This window comes from Mycobacterium sp. HUMS_12744610, from assembly GCF_041206865.1.
Classification (GTDB): domain Bacteria; phylum Actinomycetota; class Actinomycetes; order Mycobacteriales; family Mycobacteriaceae; genus Mycobacterium; species Mycobacterium servetii.
Window position 1 is genome coordinate 164,983 of sequence record NZ_JBGEDP010000002.1, and the last position, 14,521, is coordinate 179,503.

25 protein-coding genes are annotated in these 14,521 nt (G+C 64.5%); 11 read left to right on the forward strand and 14 right to left on the reverse strand.

Annotation, left to right across the window (positions count from 1 at the left end; genetic code table 11):
* Positions 1 to 39: 39 nt before the first annotated feature.
* Positions 40 to 960 (reverse strand): MPT63 family protein, encoded by a 921-nt coding sequence (locus tag AB8998_RS30265; protein WP_369741992.1) that lies wholly within the window; start codon positions 958 to 960, stop codon positions 40 to 42.
* A 105-nt stretch (positions 961 to 1,065) separates the two neighbouring features.
* On the reverse strand, positions 1,066 to 1,497 hold the full coding sequence (locus tag AB8998_RS30270) for a three-helix bundle dimerization domain-containing protein (protein WP_346411225.1): 432 nt from the start codon (positions 1,495 to 1,497) through the stop codon (positions 1,066 to 1,068).
* Positions 1,498 to 1,629: 132 nt separating this feature from the next.
* Here AB8998_RS30270 and AB8998_RS30275 point away from each other — a divergent pair, with 132 nt between their 5' ends.
* Together AB8998_RS30275 and AB8998_RS30280 are read left to right on the forward strand one after the other, a co-directional pair.
* Positions 1,630 to 2,157, forward strand: a complete 528-nt coding sequence (locus tag AB8998_RS30275; RefSeq protein WP_369741993.1) for a hypothetical protein — start codon at positions 1,630 to 1,632, stop codon at positions 2,155 to 2,157.
* The gene (locus AB8998_RS30280; RefSeq protein ID WP_369741994.1) at positions 2,154 to 2,795 is read left to right on the forward strand and encodes an RES family NAD+ phosphorylase; all 642 of its coding nucleotides are present in this window, start codon (positions 2,154 to 2,156) and stop codon (positions 2,793 to 2,795) included. Before AB8998_RS30275 ends, AB8998_RS30280 begins: the two co-directional genes overlap by 4 nt.
* A gap of 134 nt (positions 2,796 to 2,929) precedes the next feature.
* On the opposite strand, the gene AB8998_RS30285 is transcribed toward AB8998_RS30280, so the two are convergent.
* Complete coding sequence (locus tag AB8998_RS30285) at positions 2,930 to 3,751, reverse strand: hypothetical protein (RefSeq protein WP_369741995.1); 822 nt, start codon at positions 3,749 to 3,751, stop codon at positions 2,930 to 2,932.
* A gap of 29 nt (positions 3,752 to 3,780) precedes the next feature.
* Complete coding sequence (locus AB8998_RS30290) at positions 3,781 to 4,017, reverse strand: hypothetical protein (protein ID WP_369741996.1); 237 nt, start codon at positions 4,015 to 4,017, stop codon at positions 3,781 to 3,783.
* A gap of 359 nt (positions 4,018 to 4,376) precedes the next feature.
* Here AB8998_RS30290 and AB8998_RS30295 point away from each other — a divergent pair, with 359 nt between their 5' ends.
* Both AB8998_RS30295 and AB8998_RS30300 read left to right on the forward strand, forming a co-directional pair.
* Positions 4,377 to 5,654 carry a hypothetical protein gene (locus AB8998_RS30295; protein ID WP_369741997.1) on the forward strand — a complete coding sequence of 426 codons (1,278 nt, stop codon included), beginning with the start codon at positions 4,377 to 4,379 and terminating at the stop codon, positions 5,652 to 5,654.
* A 212-nt stretch (positions 5,655 to 5,866) separates the two neighbouring features.
* A complete protein-coding gene (locus tag AB8998_RS30300) occupies positions 5,867 to 6,076 on the forward strand; it encodes a hypothetical protein (protein ID WP_225332495.1) in 210 nt (69 codons plus the stop codon).
* A gap of 247 nt (positions 6,077 to 6,323) precedes the next feature.
* On the opposite strand, the gene AB8998_RS30305 is transcribed toward AB8998_RS30300, so the two are convergent.
* Positions 6,324 to 6,581: a Txe/YoeB family addiction module toxin gene (locus AB8998_RS30305; protein WP_029367903.1), complete on the reverse strand. Its 258-nt coding sequence runs from the start codon at positions 6,579 to 6,581 to the stop codon at positions 6,324 to 6,326.
* On the reverse strand, positions 6,578 to 6,862 hold the full coding sequence (locus AB8998_RS30310; protein WP_225332494.1) for a type II toxin-antitoxin system Phd/YefM family antitoxin: 285 nt from the start codon (positions 6,860 to 6,862) through the stop codon (positions 6,578 to 6,580). The genes AB8998_RS30305 and AB8998_RS30310 overlap by 4 nt, the downstream gene beginning before the upstream one ends.
* A 315-nt stretch (positions 6,863 to 7,177) precedes the next feature.
* Here AB8998_RS30310 and AB8998_RS30315 point away from each other — a divergent pair, with 315 nt between their 5' ends.
* Positions 7,178 to 7,624, forward strand: a complete 447-nt coding sequence (locus AB8998_RS30315) for a hypothetical protein (protein WP_369741998.1) — start codon at positions 7,178 to 7,180, stop codon at positions 7,622 to 7,624.
* A 62-nt stretch (positions 7,625 to 7,686) separates the two neighbouring features.
* A complete protein-coding gene (locus AB8998_RS30320; protein WP_369741999.1) occupies positions 7,687 to 8,181 on the forward strand; it encodes a hypothetical protein in 495 nt (164 codons plus the stop codon).
* Positions 8,182 to 8,192: 11 nt separating this feature from the next.
* On the opposite strand, the gene AB8998_RS30325 is transcribed toward AB8998_RS30320, so the two are convergent.
* The 4 genes from AB8998_RS30325 to AB8998_RS30340 are packed head-to-tail and all read right to left on the reverse strand — an operon-like array spanning position 8,193 to position 10,148.
* A complete protein-coding gene (locus AB8998_RS30325; protein ID WP_369742000.1) occupies positions 8,193 to 8,930 on the reverse strand; it encodes a hypothetical protein in 738 nt (245 codons plus the stop codon).
* A complete protein-coding gene (locus AB8998_RS30330) occupies positions 8,927 to 9,094 on the reverse strand; it encodes a hypothetical protein (RefSeq protein ID WP_369742001.1) in 168 nt (55 codons plus the stop codon). The genes AB8998_RS30325 and AB8998_RS30330 overlap by 4 nt, the downstream gene beginning before the upstream one ends.
* A 56-nt stretch (positions 9,095 to 9,150) precedes the next feature.
* Entirely contained in the window at positions 9,151 to 9,507 is a 357-nt protein-coding gene (locus tag AB8998_RS30335) for a hypothetical protein (protein WP_369742002.1), read from the reverse strand.
* Positions 9,508 to 9,560: 53 nt separating this feature from the next.
* Complete coding sequence (locus AB8998_RS30340; RefSeq protein ID WP_369742003.1) at positions 9,561 to 10,148, reverse strand: hypothetical protein; 588 nt, start codon at positions 10,146 to 10,148, stop codon at positions 9,561 to 9,563.
* 48 nt (positions 10,149 to 10,196) lie between these two features.
* Here AB8998_RS30340 and AB8998_RS30345 point away from each other — a divergent pair, with 48 nt between their 5' ends.
* The 5 genes from AB8998_RS30345 to AB8998_RS30365 are packed head-to-tail and all read left to right on the forward strand — an operon-like array spanning position 10,197 to position 11,373.
* Positions 10,197 to 10,433: an antitoxin MazE5 gene (locus AB8998_RS30345; protein ID WP_369742004.1), complete on the forward strand. Its 237-nt coding sequence runs from the start codon at positions 10,197 to 10,199 to the stop codon at positions 10,431 to 10,433.
* A complete protein-coding gene (locus AB8998_RS30350) occupies positions 10,430 to 10,774 on the forward strand; it encodes a type II toxin-antitoxin system PemK/MazF family toxin (protein ID WP_369742005.1) in 345 nt (114 codons plus the stop codon). The genes AB8998_RS30345 and AB8998_RS30350 overlap by 4 nt, the downstream gene beginning before the upstream one ends.
* Positions 10,771 to 10,956: a hypothetical protein gene (locus AB8998_RS30355; RefSeq protein ID WP_369742006.1), complete on the forward strand. Its 186-nt coding sequence runs from the start codon at positions 10,771 to 10,773 to the stop codon at positions 10,954 to 10,956. The genes AB8998_RS30350 and AB8998_RS30355 overlap by 4 nt, the downstream gene beginning before the upstream one ends.
* Positions 10,943 to 11,125, forward strand: a complete 183-nt coding sequence (locus AB8998_RS30360) for a hypothetical protein (RefSeq protein ID WP_225332598.1) — start codon at positions 10,943 to 10,945, stop codon at positions 11,123 to 11,125. Before AB8998_RS30355 ends, AB8998_RS30360 begins: the two co-directional genes overlap by 14 nt.
* Positions 11,125 to 11,373: a hypothetical protein gene (locus AB8998_RS30365; protein ID WP_369742007.1), complete on the forward strand. Its 249-nt coding sequence runs from the start codon at positions 11,125 to 11,127 to the stop codon at positions 11,371 to 11,373. Before AB8998_RS30360 ends, AB8998_RS30365 begins: the two co-directional genes overlap by 1 nt.
* Here the strand turns inward: AB8998_RS30365 and AB8998_RS30370 are convergent.
* Genes AB8998_RS30370 through AB8998_RS30385 form a run of 4 tightly spaced genes read right to left on the reverse strand, consistent with a single transcriptional unit; the run spans position 11,370 to position 14,429 of the window.
* Positions 11,370 to 11,834 (reverse strand): DUF6283 family protein, encoded by a 465-nt coding sequence (locus AB8998_RS30370; protein WP_369742008.1) that lies wholly within the window; start codon positions 11,832 to 11,834, stop codon positions 11,370 to 11,372. The genes AB8998_RS30365 and AB8998_RS30370 overlap by 4 nt on opposite strands.
* Positions 11,825 to 12,106, reverse strand: coding sequence for a DUF4031 domain-containing protein (locus AB8998_RS30375; protein ID WP_369742009.1), 282 nt, complete (start codon positions 12,104 to 12,106; stop codon positions 11,825 to 11,827). Before AB8998_RS30375 ends, AB8998_RS30370 begins: the two co-directional genes overlap by 10 nt.
* Complete coding sequence (locus tag AB8998_RS30380; protein WP_369742010.1) at positions 12,103 to 13,179, reverse strand: hypothetical protein; 1,077 nt, start codon at positions 13,177 to 13,179, stop codon at positions 12,103 to 12,105. The genes AB8998_RS30375 and AB8998_RS30380 overlap by 4 nt, the downstream gene beginning before the upstream one ends.
* The gene (locus AB8998_RS30385; protein ID WP_369742011.1) at positions 13,176 to 14,429 is read right to left on the reverse strand and encodes a hypothetical protein; all 1,254 of its coding nucleotides are present in this window, start codon (positions 14,427 to 14,429) and stop codon (positions 13,176 to 13,178) included. The genes AB8998_RS30380 and AB8998_RS30385 overlap by 4 nt, the downstream gene beginning before the upstream one ends.
* Positions 14,430 to 14,521 lie beyond the last annotated feature (92 nt).

Genomic DNA, 14,521 nt, shown 5'->3' on the forward strand with positions numbered 1-14,521 from the left:
TCGAATCCCAACCCATCGCAGATCTCCCCTTTGCTGGCTCTAGGTCGCCGGCGGCGGGACCACCATCGTCGTCGACGGCGCCGGCGCGGCGGTTCCGGGGGCTTGCCCAGCTCCACCGTGGGTCACCGGTGTGCCCGCGCTGTCCGCCGCGGCCGGAGCCGGGGTCTGTTCCGCGGCCGCCGGCGCTGGGGTTACCGCAGAAGTGGTCGGCGCACCCGGCATCGTGGGGCCCGGTGTGGACGGGATGGGCGTCCCTTGACTATCCGCCGGCAGCGGCGTGCCCTGACTCACTGGCGGCAACGGCGTTCCTTGGCTGCCTTCTGGCGGCAGGGCGCCCGGGGCGCCCGGTGCTGCAGCTGGCGCGGCGGTCGGGGTCGGCGATACTGGGGCGGATCCGGCCGGCGTCGGCGTCGACGCGCCGGTCCCCGGAGAGGTGTACGAACTCGAACCGGAGCCGGTCGACGACGATCGCGGTGGCGCCGGCGGTGGCTGTACCCACACCGCCAAATCAGGGCCGCCAGCGTTGTAGACCACGCTGTCCGGGGCGTCGCCGGTCACGTCGAAGTAGACCTTGCCGGTCGTCTTCTGGCCTTGCGGCAGGGTCGATGGGTTCACACCCTGGGGTGTCGCGACGCCGAACAGCACCCGATAGGTCTGTCCGCTGCGCGCGCGGGCGTTCAGGTTGGACACGATCGGAACGACTGTCCCGCGTATCGCGTGATCGGTAGCCGTCGCCTCCCACAGCGTTCCTGCCACCGGATAGGGAATGGCGTCGGAACTGGGCTTCAGGTCACCGACGGTCCAGGCCTGCACAACATCACCGTTGTTCAGCTCCGCGGCGCTGCCAAGCGTGTGGGTCACCGAGTCGTCGGCAATCGCCGCCGGCGCGTAGAAGACGCTGACGCTCGCAGCGGCGGTAACCGCAGCGACCATCAGGTTCGTTGACGTGGTGATCTTCACGTTCCCTCCCAGATTCCCTGTCGTAGAGCGCCTCATCAGCAAACTAGCAGGCCTCGGAGCGGCCTTCCTCAGGCCTCGGCAGCCGTCGGCGACGCGCCAGTTTGGTCAGGCGAGGTGCTCGCGGACGGCCTGCTCGACGAACAGGGGAATTAAGTCGCGGTCGTTGTGGGTGTCGAAGTCGGCGTGGATGCGGCGGACGGTCGTGGCGATCGCCTCGGGTGCGACCGTTGGATATGTGATTCGCAGTTGGGCTACGAGGTTGTCGATGGCCGCGTATTCCGCGGCTCGCGCGGTGTGTGGATCGTCGCCGTATTCGGCGCAGGGGGTGCCGCGGTGCTCTCGGTTGAAGGCGTCGTGCGCGGCCACGATGTGGTCCGGGGTGGCTTCGGGGTGTTCGCGGGCGAGCACGTCGATGGCGAGCCATGTTGTGGGGCCCAGCGCCGCGGTGTGGTGGGGTTGGCGGCCCCTTGCGATAGCCGCGGTGAGCAGCTCGCGGAAGATCTTTTCGGCCAGGTCGGTCGATTCTGCAGCGGGCATAGCGGCGAGGGTACGGGCCGGTGGTTACGTGCCGGCGACATGCATGTTGCGACCCATAGCGTTCTTGTTTTGCTTGACACGGTTGACGTTACCTGCTTGACCGTCTTGACGGGCCGTGTTTACTGTGGGTCTATGACCGATGTCGGGGCGTTCGAGCGGCGACTGATCAGTTCGCTGAGCGGAAAGGTGCATGAGCGCCTGCGCAACGCCGACGACGCCAACGTTGACGTCGCGATGTTTGGGGATCCTGAGGAGCTAGCCGAAGCTATGGCTGCCGTCCTGCCACTCGGCCATGTCTACGACAAAATCTCGGGCCCGTTCTATGACACTGCGGGCTTGACCCGCTGGCTAGGCATCAGCCGTCAGGCGCTTCACCAGAAGGTCGGTCGCCAGGCGATCCTGGCGTGCCCTCTCTCTGACGGCGGGTCGGTGTATCCCGCGTGGCAGTTCCTGACCAACCGCGCGACGATCCCCCACCTGGCCGATGTTCTGGAGGCACTGGCCGCCGGCACCGATGATGCCTGGATGATCGCGTTGTGGATGCGCGCCCCGAACGACGAGCTCGACGGTGATCGGCCAAGTGATTGGCTGCGTCGCGGCCGCGACCCCGAGTTGGTCCTTGAAGCTGCGCGGCGGACAGCTGCGGGCTGGGATTCGTGACTACGCGACGTCAGCGGACAGCACTCAGGCCGCCGCCGAAGGATATCGTCCGGTTTCCTAAATGGCGGTTGCGGCCGACGCACGACCTACTGCGTGCGCACGGTGTCGGACTGTCGCCGTGGTGGTTCTCCAGCGATCTTTCTGGGCGGTTCGATCTTGTCCCGCCGAATGGAACATGTTATTTGGCAACGGATCTCGAAACGGCCCTGCGTGAACGCTTCGGTCACGCTCTGGTCAATCAGGGCGTGGTCACGTTCGAGGCTGCGGCGCGGACTCATGTGTCGAGGCTGCGGGTGCCGGCAGGGCGATGGTTGGCCAACACGTGCCACGATGGCGCAGCACATTTCGGTTTGACGCGCGAGCTGGGGACGTGCGCGGACTACCGTCTTCCGCAGGCCTGGGCGGCAGCATTCCACGGGAGTGGCCTATCCGGCACTCGCTATCAGACACGGTTCACGACAGGGCCGCGGCCTAACGCAGTCGCCCTGTTCGGTGAGGCGGGACAGCAGGAATGGCCCGTTGACGATGCTCCGTTAGCCGGTGTTGATGCATGCGGTGATGTTGGTATCACGGTCGTGCACTTGCCTTCCCGACGGCAACTGCGGATTCAGCCCCCACCAGAGGAGACAATTCGCTAGGGCTAGGAGTTCAAGTCGAAGGCCCCGTTGCTCCGTGGGCTCAACAGTGAGCAGCCAGGCCGTCGTGGATCTTGGCGCGTGGCGCAAGCACCGAACTGGCTGCCCGCTAACCCCCTTATGGCGAACCCCCGCGATCACATCGTGTGTGTGGGCGTGAACGTCGTCAGATTGCCGCGATAGTGCAGAACGGCGCGGCCCGGCCGGGCGGCAGCTTCAATGTCTGATCGGCCGAGTATCCGTAGAGTTTCGTGATCAACGTCGCCCATCGCGATCGCGTACGACATGGAACTCAGCAGACTGCGGCCGGTCTCGAAGGTGAGCGCGGTCGAACAGAGTTGCAGTGCGATGCCCGTACAGCGGCCCGCCGCGCATAGCCTGTTGAGTGCACCAGCGATTTGGGGGTCTGTCCCCTCGGATGCCAACAGGGTTGGGTACTGGTCGGCTTGAATGAGGATTTGCGGTAACGGCGCGAGGTCTGCCCGTTGATGATTGCGCAGCCAGGTGTAGTCCGTCCAGTCCTGTGTGCCGGCCCGATCCAGGAGATCGAGTCGGCGGTCGATTTCTGCGGCTGCAAGTTCTGCGAGCATGGCGGCGCTGCCGTCGCCGGCGATGAAGTGGTCGACATGAGGTAGTGCGCTTAGCAGCGTGTCACGGTGGAATGCCTCTACGCGACCATCGACTTCCTGACGTAGCTGCGTCAGGTCAGTCGACGGTAGCTGCTGTTCGAGGAAGGCCAGCTTTGCTTTGAGGATGCTTGGATCAGTCCGATCGGGTCGGACCAGCCACACCCTCAGTGTGTCGGGGTCTTGAGCCTCGGTCGCCGACAGCACGAGCGAGCTTGGGAGCAAGGCGCCGCTTCGGGTGGCGCCGGTGATCACAATGCCGTGCAGCTGGTCGGCCGTAACGTCGAGGCAGACAGTGTCGCCACCCCCGCCGGCGCCCAGGACATATCGCATGTCGCTCTTCCGTTGGTTGCTGGGGCGGTTTAGTTATAGCGCCTGGCGTAGCGCTGCAGAATCTCTGGGTGCGGCGCGATCAACTCGGGGTCGTCGAGGTCGATCCACGGGTCGGCGCCGACGAACCCGTCGTACTGACTGCTCAACTGGCCGACCCGTGCCTGGCCGTCGGCGATCTCGCGGATCCGGAAGAGGCTCGGGTTGCCGTGTACCTCATACTCCGACTTGATCTGGACGAGGTCACCGACCTCGAATCGCTTCGTCATGTGGAGTCTCCTTGCCTGCGTGCGATTTTCGTAGGGTCACTGGCATGTGCGCCCAGGGTGTTGCGCCCCTGGGTGCGGCCGGGTTGGCGCTGTGTTGTGCTCCTTGCGTCATTGCGGATTTGGCGTAGTCGTTCTCGGGTGTAGCCGGTGCGTCGAACGAGTTCGGCTTGGGTGCCGCGGGGGCCTGCGTCGAGCCGCCGACGTATCACGTCGTGTAGGGCTTCGAGGGCTTCGGCTTCGGCCGTGCGGGCCCGTTGCAGGCGTGTGAGGGCGCGGTCAAGGTCATCCACGTTACTAAGCATAATCCATTTGGCCAACTTCACTTGGCATATGCCAACTGCGTTTGGCATACTGGGGTCATGATCGCCAGCCCCCAGATGGTCGAGACCCACGAGTGGGAGATCCCGGCCTACAAACTGGATGCATTCCAGGCCAAGATCGCCCAGGCCAACAAGAAGCTGGCCCGGGCCGGCCTGGACGCCCGTTTCGAGGTCTCCTACGAAGAGTTCGAGGTCAAGAAGAACGTCTCGGATGTCGATCGCTTCGTGGTGAGCGGGCATGACGCGGTGTATGTCTACGAGCCCTGGGTGCGCGCCACCTTGACCGGTCCGCTGACACTGCGGCACGGACATTTCACGTTTGTCGCCAGCTTGGTCGCCGAGGAAGCTGGCATCACCGTCCACTCCGCTCCCGGCCAGGAACTGGGCGGTTACGCCCCCAAAGGCACCAACGATTGCGATCACTGCAACGTCGCCCGGTCCCGCACACGGCTGTACCTGGTGCGCGATGAGCGGGACCGCTCAATCGTCCAGTTGGGGCACTCCTGCATCGAGCTCTACACCGGTATCGCCCCGAAAGGGCTGTGGGCGTTGACTTTCGACGAGGATCTAGCGGGCTTCACGCGCGACGATCTCGACGGCGGATTCGGTCCGCGCTCCTACGGCGCTTCGGTCGACCTGGTGCTGGCGTATGCCTTCGCCCACTCGGACAAGGGCCGCGCCTACGTCCCCTCATCGGGCTTCGGGGTCTCGACGGTCTCGCAGGTCCGCACCAGCCTGTTCTCCGATATCAACCGGCTCAAGGAAGCCGACCGCGCCTACTACATCGCCAAGGGCGCCGAGGCGGCTACCTACCTCGCCGACACGGGTTTGATCGCCGCGATCAAGGCTGCCGTCACCGAGACCGCAGAAGATAGCGATTACGGACGCAACCTGCGGATCGTCCTGGCCGGCGACCATGTGTCCGGCCGCAACGTGGGCATCCTGGCGTCCCTGGTCAAGGTCTACGCCCGCCAGCAGCAGCTCGAAGCCGAACGCAAGGCACACCCAGTCGTGGCCGGCTTCATCGGCGAGGTCGGCGAGCGGGTCCGGGACATCTCAGCGACCGCCAAGACGGTTGTGTACTCCGAAGGCGACTACGGCATGAAGACGTTCCTGGTCGCCATCACCGACTACGGGCACACCGTGGTGTGGAATGCCAGCAAGGCGCTCGACATCGAGGTCGGTGACACGTTCACAATGGGCGCGGCCACCGTCAAGGCGCACGAGAACTACCACGGCGTCGACCAGAGCGTGATCACGCGTCCGTCGAAACTCGCAATCAGCCCCACCGCAGCACCGTCGCTGGCATCAGGCTGACATAGGTATCAAATCCGGTACAACGCAACGTTCATCGGAGATTGCGGGAACATAGTGCGCGCGAATGCAGACGACCTCCTCTGCGATGGAACGTGTTCGGATTTTCGGTACTTCGACGATGAGTGGAGCATCTGGATCTGCTCGCTCTGCGACCGACCACTGGCGGTCACCGATGCCGAACCGAGCCGCAAGCTGACAGAAGAAAGGGCGAGATGAAGTACACCGTGGTCATGGTCGCGGGCGCGACAATCGTGGTCGACGTGGAGGCCGACAGTCCCGACGCAGCTCGCGAGCGAGCCTGCGAAGAAGCCTATGCGTCGCTGTGTCACCAGTGCGCGCATGACGTCACCCTTGGCGATGAATGGGAGCCAATCCAAGTAACCGATGCCGCGGGCGAAGTCCTCTGGCACGACCCGACATAAGCACCGAACCGGCAAGAAGGCGAGGACACGACATGCCTAGCAACTACCCCACCGTCGAAGAGCTGGTGGCAGAAGGCGTCCCAAGAAACGTCGCAGTGCTAATCCAGCCATTCCTCAACAGGTGGGCCAGCGAAGTCGGCGACCTGTCACGGGGCATACGGTCGACCCTCGCCCGACAGGAATAACTGCGCCTATTGGCCATAGCTGAGATAAGGTCGGCGTCCCAGGGCGCGCCCTGCTGGTGGTTTCAGTAGTGGTAGCGAGCCTTGAGGATCTTTATCTCCTCGTCGTTGGCGCGATATACGAGGCGGTGCTCGTCGTCGATCCGCCGCGACCAATACCCGGACAGCTCGCCTTTGAGGGGCTCTGGTTTTCCGATGCCCGTGAACGGATCGCGCTGAATCTCGCTGAGGAGTCGGGTGATTCGCCGGGCCATCTTTCGGTCGGATGCCAACCAGAACAGGAAGTCGTCCCAGGCATCCGGATCGAAGTTGATGTTCCTCACGCCTCTCCGCCGGCCATCTCCTGCAGTTCGCGAATCGTTGTGGTGTGCTCGGCCGACGCAGCATGGCCGGTCTTATCACGTGCGACGGCATCCATGAGTCGGCGCGCATTCTCTGGCGAGCGCAGAAGGTAGACGGTTTCCATCCAAGCGTCGTAGTCGTCGGCCGACATGAGCACGGCGTCCCCTGCCTTGGAGGTGATGCGGACAGGTTCGTGGTCGTTGTTTACCTGTTCGAGGAGCGGAAAGAGGCGCTGACGCGCTTCGCTGGCGCTGATTGCCATGTTCAAACCACCTTGAGCGAGTCGTACAGGGATATCGTACCGCTATTGTACGGTACTCCCGTACTGGTGGTATCCAGGCGGCTGTGAGTGCGTCCTAGTTCCTCGCGTGCATGGCATGGCCGAGTTTCATGACATTTTCATCTGTGATGCGCATCGCCGATGGGGTTAATGCCCTGCGCGTATACGCCTATTTGGCGACGGGGCACGGGTAGTTTGAACGCGAAATATTTCACCTCCGCACCTATACGATCTCCACAGTCTGTCCGCGGCTGATCAGCGGGCTTCCCTGGCGCCGGCCCGCTTAGGACCGAGGTCATGGTTCAGACGCTGCATGCCAGCCACACCGGGAGTTTGTACCTGACCCAGCTGTACGGGATCGCCGACCTCGCGGACCTCGTCCGTGAGCACCGTCTGGAAAGTCTCACCAGTGCTGACGGGCGAATTGTCTTTTGGTTCAGCGCTCACCGAACCATCCGGCTGGTGAACCGCCAGGCGGTCAAATTCCTGCTTTCCACGAAAAATTTCACAGCGCGACAAGTGCCGTTGCTGCTCGGCAATGTTGTGCTGTCTGGCCGCGACGCCAGTGGCGGTCTGGCGGATCTCACCGATGAGCAGGTGCGTTGGCTGGTCGACATGGAACTCGGCGTCCGCGACGACTGGGTACTGGGCAGGCGGTTCGCCGAATACGGGCGCCAGCAGCGGCGGCGCTCCCGGGACGAAGAGGCGGCGCGCTGGGCGGCCCTATTGCAGCCGCCGTCATGAGCGCACAGCTCCCCCCGGAATTCATGTCTGATGGTGCATCTGCGGTCTGGGAGACTGGACACATGACCGCGCTGAGTCCTTTCGATGGCGGCCGCCACTTGGCCCATCTCATGACCGATGTCGGCGTAGTTGGTATCCCGCGCTGGTCCGGTCAGTCCTCCACCGCCGTCGAGCTGCTTCCCGTCACCTACGAGGGTGTGACGTCTTGCCCTGTCGACGTCCATCTCGTGGACTACGACCTGACGGTTCGCGCACCGCTGGATTGCCTTGCGCACCTTCATGAGTGCTCTGAGGCCAGTTGTCTACAGGTGTGGCGGCGCGCCTTGCGGCGGGCCAATCGCAGGCGTGGGCCCGGTCCGGATTTTTCGTTGTTCTGGTGGGATCGTGACGGTCCTGGATCGGCGGTCCTCACCCACTACGCGGACATCACTGCGCTCGAATACCCAACACGACGGGCATGGACGGTGATGTCGTTGACATCGTGGAACATCGCGGACTGGCGAATCATCAACGGCCACACGTCATCTGCCGCATCCGCCGACACGCCGCGTGTGTAAGGCCCGGCAGGTCACCAATCCCACGGTCGCCGGATCGGCTCCAACGTGGGGTCGTCGCGCTCAAGCCTGACCCGGATCTTCTCCAACAGATCTGCCGTCGCCGGGTAGAGCCCGGGCTGGCGCCAGGCATCGTCGAGCGACCCCAACGGCACGCGGCGGCGGCCGTCCAGATCGGGATGATCCGGCGGATACATCTGGTGCGCACGGCATTTCTCATTGATCGCGACGGTGATTCCGTCGGCGCTGGGAAGCAGGAAATGTATTGGGTACCACCGGCCGAGCCACCGGAAATCCTCATCGTCGTAGCCCCACGCCCGCGCGAACGGCGGCGCCAGGAGATGCCCGTCTTTGGCGTACTTGGCAGATCCGTCCGGCCACACGTAGTCGGGTGACAATACTTCGACGATCTGGCGGGCGGTCGGCAACTCGGACTCGCTCACCACTTCGACGGACACCGATTTGACTGGGCCGCGGAATCGGACACCGAGGTTCGGAAAATCCGGATCCACCTCCGCCGCCAGACCGCCGGGATCGACCTCGCACACCGCCTGGCCTCCACCAAGTGTGCTGAACGCCAATGCCACGTCCCAGGACGTGCTGGCGTACACGTACTCCCGGCACTCCAGGGGCGCGTTAGGCCGCGCCGGCAGCCCCCGCATCGCGGCTGTTTCAATCTTGCGGACCGCGAACGGCGCGGGGCATGCGCCGAGGCCGTGCCAATACCTGACGCGGCCCCTCGGCTTTTTCATGGGCCTATCCCCGCCTCTGATAGAGCGTCTGCGGGCAGGCGCTGCCAGGCGGGGACGTCACGGTAGGCGACGAACAACTCCGCGTCACCGGGCTCGCTCTCCTGTTCCAGCTTGGTCATCTCGGCGATCGCACCCGGAAGCCACGCCGTTTCTTGCCCGATCACACGCAGATCACCTTCCGGTCCGAAATATCCTGGTACGTAGAGGCGTGTCGCAGTGGTCATCGTTGGTCCTTCTTGTTGGCGCTGTGGTCGTTGACGACGCGGATCCCCCACCGGCGGGTGGGGTCTAGGTGCCGCAAGGGTGTCTGGTTGAACACGCGCCGTGCGATCGGGTTGGGCCAGCTGTGATGCTTGTAGGCGTACATCCAGTGCCCAGCCAGCCATAACGTGAGTCCACCGACGAACGCTGCGAAACATGTTGCGGCGGAACCCAATTGGTTGTGGGTGCCGTAGACCACCATGCCCACCAAACCCAGTAGTGCGAAGAACAGGCCGAAGAGGCGGGCGATGATCGAGCCGAACAGCCCCGCGGCCAGTGCGACGACGACGGCGCCGGCGAGGTAGGCGAAGATCATTTTTCAATCATCACCCAAGGTCGGTGGATCAGGGCGCACCTGTTTGTAGCGGGTCAGTTCTCGCCGGGTTGGCCGGGGAAGGCGGGTCGGTGGGAGGGCCGCACGCTGATGTCGGGTCCACGGGTCTGTGGTGTCGTCACGTTCGGGCGCTCCGGGCTCGGGGTGCGCGGGTAGTAGGTGCGTGGGTAATTCGGCTGCGCCGGCGGCGGCTCCTCGCTCGGCGGAGGCGGCGGGGGTGGGGGCGGTGGTGCGCTGGTCACCGGCGTCGTAGTGGTCGTCGGGGATGTCGGCGTCGGCGGCGCCGGTGCGGGATTGTCGCGGGCGGCCGGTTCGCGGGTCATCAAGATCATGACCGCAGTGATGAGGGCGAGCAGGGCCACGAGGATGACAGCCAGGATGGCCGTTGTTCGGCGATTCGGGGACCAGGATGTCCGCGACGAGCGGACCGCGGTGGTGAGGCCGATGTCGGTGGCCCACGGGTCGGGGTTAGTGGCTGTCGGTGCCCAGGCGGCGGGGTCGGGAGGGGTGGATCCTCTCCAGAGGTCGGGGTCGGTGGCCGGGTCCGGGTCGCGAATCAGTGGGGGCCGTGACGGCGTGTCGCTGGTGCGGGGACGTGAAGGGGAATCGACTGGTCTTTCCACCTGCCCCTACCTGTAGCCGTCATGCCACTTTGACGCCATAATTGTGGCATGGCGCGCGTGCGACTGTCCACGACAGTGGATGCCGACCTGATCGGTGCTGCCCGGCACTTACGCCCTGGTACGAAAGACGCACCGTTGGTGGACGAGGCCCTGCGGGCACTGTTGGCGGTACATCGTGCTGCCGAGATCGACATCAGCTACGGCGTTTATGACCAGCAGCCTCTCGACCAGCCCGACGAGTGGGGCGATCTTGCTTCGTGGCGGCGCGCCGCCGGTGCATCGTGACCGGCTTGCCCGGCCACGGTGAGGTGTGGTGGTGCGAGCTGGCGGGTATTGGTCGGCGTCCGGTGGTCGTTCTGTCACGTGACGCCGCGATCCCCAGGCTTCGTCGTGCGCTGGTCGCGCCGTGCACGACGACGTTTAGAGGATTGGCCAGCGAAGTTGTTCTTGAGCCTGGAGCGGATCCGATACCTCGGCCGGCCGTGGTGAATCTGGACTCTGTAGAGAGCGTGTCTATTGCCATGCTCGTGGAACGTCTTGGCCGGCTTTCAGATCACCGTATGCGTTCGGTCGGTGCGGCGTTAAATGTCGCTGTCGCTTGCGATTTCGGAGGTGGTGTGACATGACAGAGATCGGTACGCTGCCGTATTCGGTGTTGTACACCGCGGCGCGCGATCTCGGCTACACCGAGTTGGAGGCGATGCGTTACGCCAGTGAACCTGACCTGTTCGCGGCCGACCATCCCGACGACGTTGTTGAGCTGCTCGACACAGAGGGTGAAAGGGCAGACGACGGTGAGCCCGAGTAGCGGCGGCGGGTACTGGGTGGTCAGCGTTAACCGGGAGACCGGGCAGGCTAGCACGTCGGACTTGTTCGACGACGCCGACGCTGCCTGGCAGCACAGCATCACGATCGAAACGCCCGAGATCTACACCACGGTGGTGGACCGCCGTGTCAGACCACGCAAGGACGGCTGATGACTGAGCCGAACGTGTCCAGGGTGAAACCGCGGAATCCGGGTGTGCGCTTGGAGGATCTCGTCTGGCTCGTGCGTGTTCCGCACGCGCCGGCGCTGACCATGGCGTTCACCGCGGGCGAGGAGGAGTTGGCGCGGCAGCACGCGGGTCAGCATGGCGGCATTCTTGTGCCGTTGCCGGTGCCGGATCCGGTGTGGGATTGGGATGCCGGCCGCTGGTGTGGACGGGACCGCACCGACAATCTCTAGGCGCTGCTTTCCCCCAGTGTTGTTGTGTCGCTGCGGCGGTCGGCGATTTTGTTGATGGCTTCACGTGCCCGTACGCCTGGGGTGTCGATGTCGCGGAGGCCATGGTCTGCGGCGGCGGCGCCGGAACTGAATAGTGGTACAGATGTGGTCGTGCGGTTGATGTCCAGTTCGGTGCCGTCGACGATGCCGCGGGCGGCGGCCAGGCGGAGGGCGAGCAGGTCGCTGCCGTGGCAGCCGACCCAGCCGGCGCACACTCGCGCTCGGGGGTGGTCAGCGCTGGTTTGGTGGCAGAGGAACAGGTGTGGCGGCTGGAATGGGGTGTCGGCGTCGTAGGCGGGCAATTTGGCGTATTCCTCGGCGGCCCAGATTCCGCTCGGGACGTCGCGGCGGTATGGACACGAGGCGCAGGGTTGTGGCGCTGGTCCACGCACCTGGCAACTGTTCTTCTGCGTCAGTCGCATTGGGCCATCCGTCTTTCCGCGAGTGCGAGCGCTTCGGCGCTGAACACACCGATGGGTACCGCGCCCAGCCTGATGGCGGCGGTGCGTAGACGGTCGGTGACGTCGTAGTGCGATTCCCAGGTGCCGGGCTTCTGCGCCCATTCCTGTTTGAGTCCAAGTCTTTTGGTGAAGGCGCGGAGTTCGTCGTCGGTGTCGGCCATGAGGTGTGACCAGCGTGCGGAGATGCCGTTCACTTTGGCCGGTAGGCGCATATCGTCGACGTAGACAGTCAATTCTCGGAGGCCTCGTTGTTGGCGCCGTCGTCGATCGCGGCCAGGTTGCGGTGTTCGAGTTCAGGCAGGCGCAGTAAGTGATTCCAGGAGGTGGGGACGGTGGTGAGCTTGGTCATTTCCCGGGTGATCGCGTCGGTGATACTGGTCCACATCGGTTTCGGTGTGGACGGGTGGGCGAGTTGGCTGACGAGGGCGTGCAGCCGGCGCAGTGCGGCTCGTTCAGTCGGGCTGCGGTCGCTGACGCCGATCGCTGCGGCGTGGTCGTTGGCCGCTCCCCAGGCTAGTAATGCGGCTTCGGCGGCGTGTTCGGCGGCGGTGATCTCGCGGGCGCTGGCTGAGTCGGTGAGGGTCTCCGCTTGCTCGCGCAGATCGTAGAGCGCGGCGCGGTAGGCGGCGGTTTCGGGGACGTTGAGGTCACGGAGAACGGGCTTGGTGAGATAGTAGGCTTCCAAATCCTGTTCGTAGGCAAGCCATTCCGCGTCGAGTTGGGCGAGGGCGGCGCGGACCTCGGCTATCCGTTTCTTGTTCCGTTCAGGCTCGTCGGCGGTGCTGTCATGCACCGCGGCGCTCGCTGAGCCGACAGGCGAGAGCGCCCGGATATCTGCAGGCTGGTCTAGGAGACGGCTGCGTGGCGGCCGGGTGATGGCGTGGATGGCTCGTTCGGTTCCGAGCGCGATCGCTGCGGTCAACACTGTGCCGGTTAACGAGGGCGTCCCGGTCCCGCCGAAGGTGATGACATGTCCGACGATGTCCCGCAGCTGCGCAAGGAAATTGCCGAACATGTCGATCGCGAATTTGTCTGACAGGACGGTCGGGTTTGGGTTCGCGGGGATCGCCGCGGCCGCGAGGTACAGACTCATGTAGGTGACGCAGGCCGCTACTAGCAGTTTCAACGCCATCTCGATAGGCCAAAGCCCCATCCGGATGACGGACGGCGCGGTGTACGGTCCGCCCGGTATCGCTCTGCTCGACGTTGTCCTCACGAAGATCCTTGCGTCCGGCCGCGGCGTCGCGGTGTAGGGGCCGCGGACCGTGTTCTCGTTGATCGCGCGTGGTCGCGGCGCGGCGGTCATGGCGTGCCTCCGTCCCTCCGGTCAGTCCGAGTCGTGTCCGTGGCTTCCTGACACGGCGGCTGTCCGCAGGCTGCGCGCTGTTCGATGGCCCGTAGCCGGGATTCCGATTCGATGACAGGCAGTTTGGCGATATCGGCCAGGGTGCAGGGCACGGTGGTCAGTTTGGTCATGGTACGGCTGATGGCGTTGATGAGTTGCGGCCACATTTCCTTTGGTGTGGCGCGGTCGTTGAGCTGGCCGACCAATCCGTGCAGTGTTCCCAGTGCCGCCTCTTCGGACGGGCTGAGGTTCTGCACGCCGATCTTCAAAGCGTGTCGGTTGGCGGTCCCCCACGCTTTCAGTGCGTGTCGCGCGGCCTCCTGTGCGGCAGCGATCTGTTCGTCGGTACTGGTGTCGGTCAATTCGACTGCACGGTCGCGTAATTCGGCTTCGGCTTCGCGGTACGCCCTGATAGTCGGGTCGTTGAGGTTACGCAGCTGCGGCTTTGCCAGGAACCATGCGTGCGTATCCAGCTGGTATTCCAGCCATTCCGTGTCTAGTTCTGTGATCGCGGCGTGGACGTCGGCGATTGCGCGGCGGCGATCGGCGAGGCCCAACGTCTGGGCGGAGACTGGTTCGGAGTACGTCGTTGTCGGAGTATCGCTAGTAGGTGTCGTCAGAGACCTGTTTAGGGCTGCCAGTTGAAGCGCGTCGTCGAGGGGAATCGTCGGATAGCGTGACGGCATCACCAGTTCGCGTGGGCCACGCAGGTACGCGCCGCGGCGGCGCGGAATCATCGCACTGTAGCCGCATATGACGGCACCCGGGAGTGCGACCAGCAGCGGTACAAGGCCAGCGCCGAGCAAGATGAAGAATCCCAGCATGCCGATGAGCGATAACAGCAGCGGCCCCCTATCGCGCAGGATGGAGGGCGGCTTGGTTTCGTCGAGGATCTGCTGAACCCGAGCGATCCGCGCGTCACCCGCGAGGCTGACCAACAACGGGTCGAGCAGAATCGCCTGTACCGGCCCAGTGGCCATCCATGGCTCATCGTCGACGCCGCGTCTCAACCTCAGCTGGTCGACGCGGTCCCGCTCAAGTCTCTGAACGGCCGCTTCGCGGGCGATCACGCGTGCAAGCGCCGGGGAGATCGACGGCGATGCCTGCACCAGAACCGCCGCATTCTCGAGTACGGCCCGGCATAGGGCCGCCGGCGCGGCGGTGATCACCTCCTGGGTAGCTGGCCGGTCAGCATGGGCGGGGTCCGGCATTTCCACGGTGTACAGGTCCGCTCCGGGGATCGAAAGCAAACGTGGTGTAGGTCTTTTCACGCTGTCACCGCGCTCGCTCTGGACCTTGTGTT

What these genes read in the sequence shown, in the direction of transcription:
- AB8998_RS30380 (WP_369742010.1), bottom strand. Translation starts at nt 13,179, where the DNA reads ATGACCGCCGCGCCGCGACCACGCGCGATCAACGAGAACACGGTCCGC.
- AB8998_RS30385 (WP_369742011.1), bottom strand. Translation starts at nt 14,429, where the DNA reads ATGCCGGACCCCGCCCATGCTGACCGGCCAGCTACCCAGGAGGTGATC.
- AB8998_RS30370 (WP_369742008.1), bottom strand. Translation starts at nt 11,834, where the DNA reads ATGCGACTGACGCAGAAGAACAGTTGCCAGGTGCGTGGACCAGCGCCA.
- AB8998_RS30300 (WP_225332495.1), top strand. Translation starts at nt 5,867, where the DNA reads ATGAAGTACACCGTGGTCATGGTCGCGGGCGCGACAATCGTGGTCGAC.
- AB8998_RS30345 (WP_369742004.1), top strand. Translation starts at nt 10,197, where the DNA reads ATGGCGCGCGTGCGACTGTCCACGACAGTGGATGCCGACCTGATCGGT.
- AB8998_RS30320 (WP_369741999.1), top strand. Translation starts at nt 7,687, where the DNA reads ATGACCGCGCTGAGTCCTTTCGATGGCGGCCGCCACTTGGCCCATCTC.
- AB8998_RS30335 (WP_369742002.1), bottom strand. Translation starts at nt 9,507, where the DNA reads ATGATCTTCGCCTACCTCGCCGGCGCCGTCGTCGTCGCACTGGCCGCG.
- AB8998_RS30355 (WP_369742006.1), top strand. Translation starts at nt 10,771, where the DNA reads ATGACAGAGATCGGTACGCTGCCGTATTCGGTGTTGTACACCGCGGCG.
- AB8998_RS30365 (WP_369742007.1), top strand. Translation starts at nt 11,125, where the DNA reads ATGACTGAGCCGAACGTGTCCAGGGTGAAACCGCGGAATCCGGGTGTG.
- AB8998_RS30270 (WP_346411225.1), bottom strand. Translation starts at nt 1,497, where the DNA reads ATGCCCGCTGCAGAATCGACCGACCTGGCCGAAAAGATCTTCCGCGAG.
- AB8998_RS30285 (WP_369741995.1), bottom strand. Translation starts at nt 3,751, where the DNA reads ATGCGATATGTCCTGGGCGCCGGCGGGGGTGGCGACACTGTCTGCCTC.
- AB8998_RS30295 (WP_369741997.1), top strand. Translation starts at nt 4,377, where the DNA reads ATGATCGCCAGCCCCCAGATGGTCGAGACCCACGAGTGGGAGATCCCG.
- AB8998_RS30325 (WP_369742000.1), bottom strand. Translation starts at nt 8,930, where the DNA reads ATGAAAAAGCCGAGGGGCCGCGTCAGGTATTGGCACGGCCTCGGCGCA.
- AB8998_RS30315 (WP_369741998.1), top strand. Translation starts at nt 7,178, where the DNA reads ATGGTTCAGACGCTGCATGCCAGCCACACCGGGAGTTTGTACCTGACC.
- AB8998_RS30275 (WP_369741993.1), top strand. Translation starts at nt 1,630, where the DNA reads ATGACCGATGTCGGGGCGTTCGAGCGGCGACTGATCAGTTCGCTGAGC.
- AB8998_RS30310 (WP_225332494.1), bottom strand. Translation starts at nt 6,862, where the DNA reads ATGGCAATCAGCGCCAGCGAAGCGCGTCAGCGCCTCTTTCCGCTCCTC.
- AB8998_RS30290 (WP_369741996.1), bottom strand. Translation starts at nt 4,017, where the DNA reads ATGACGAAGCGATTCGAGGTCGGTGACCTCGTCCAGATCAAGTCGGAG.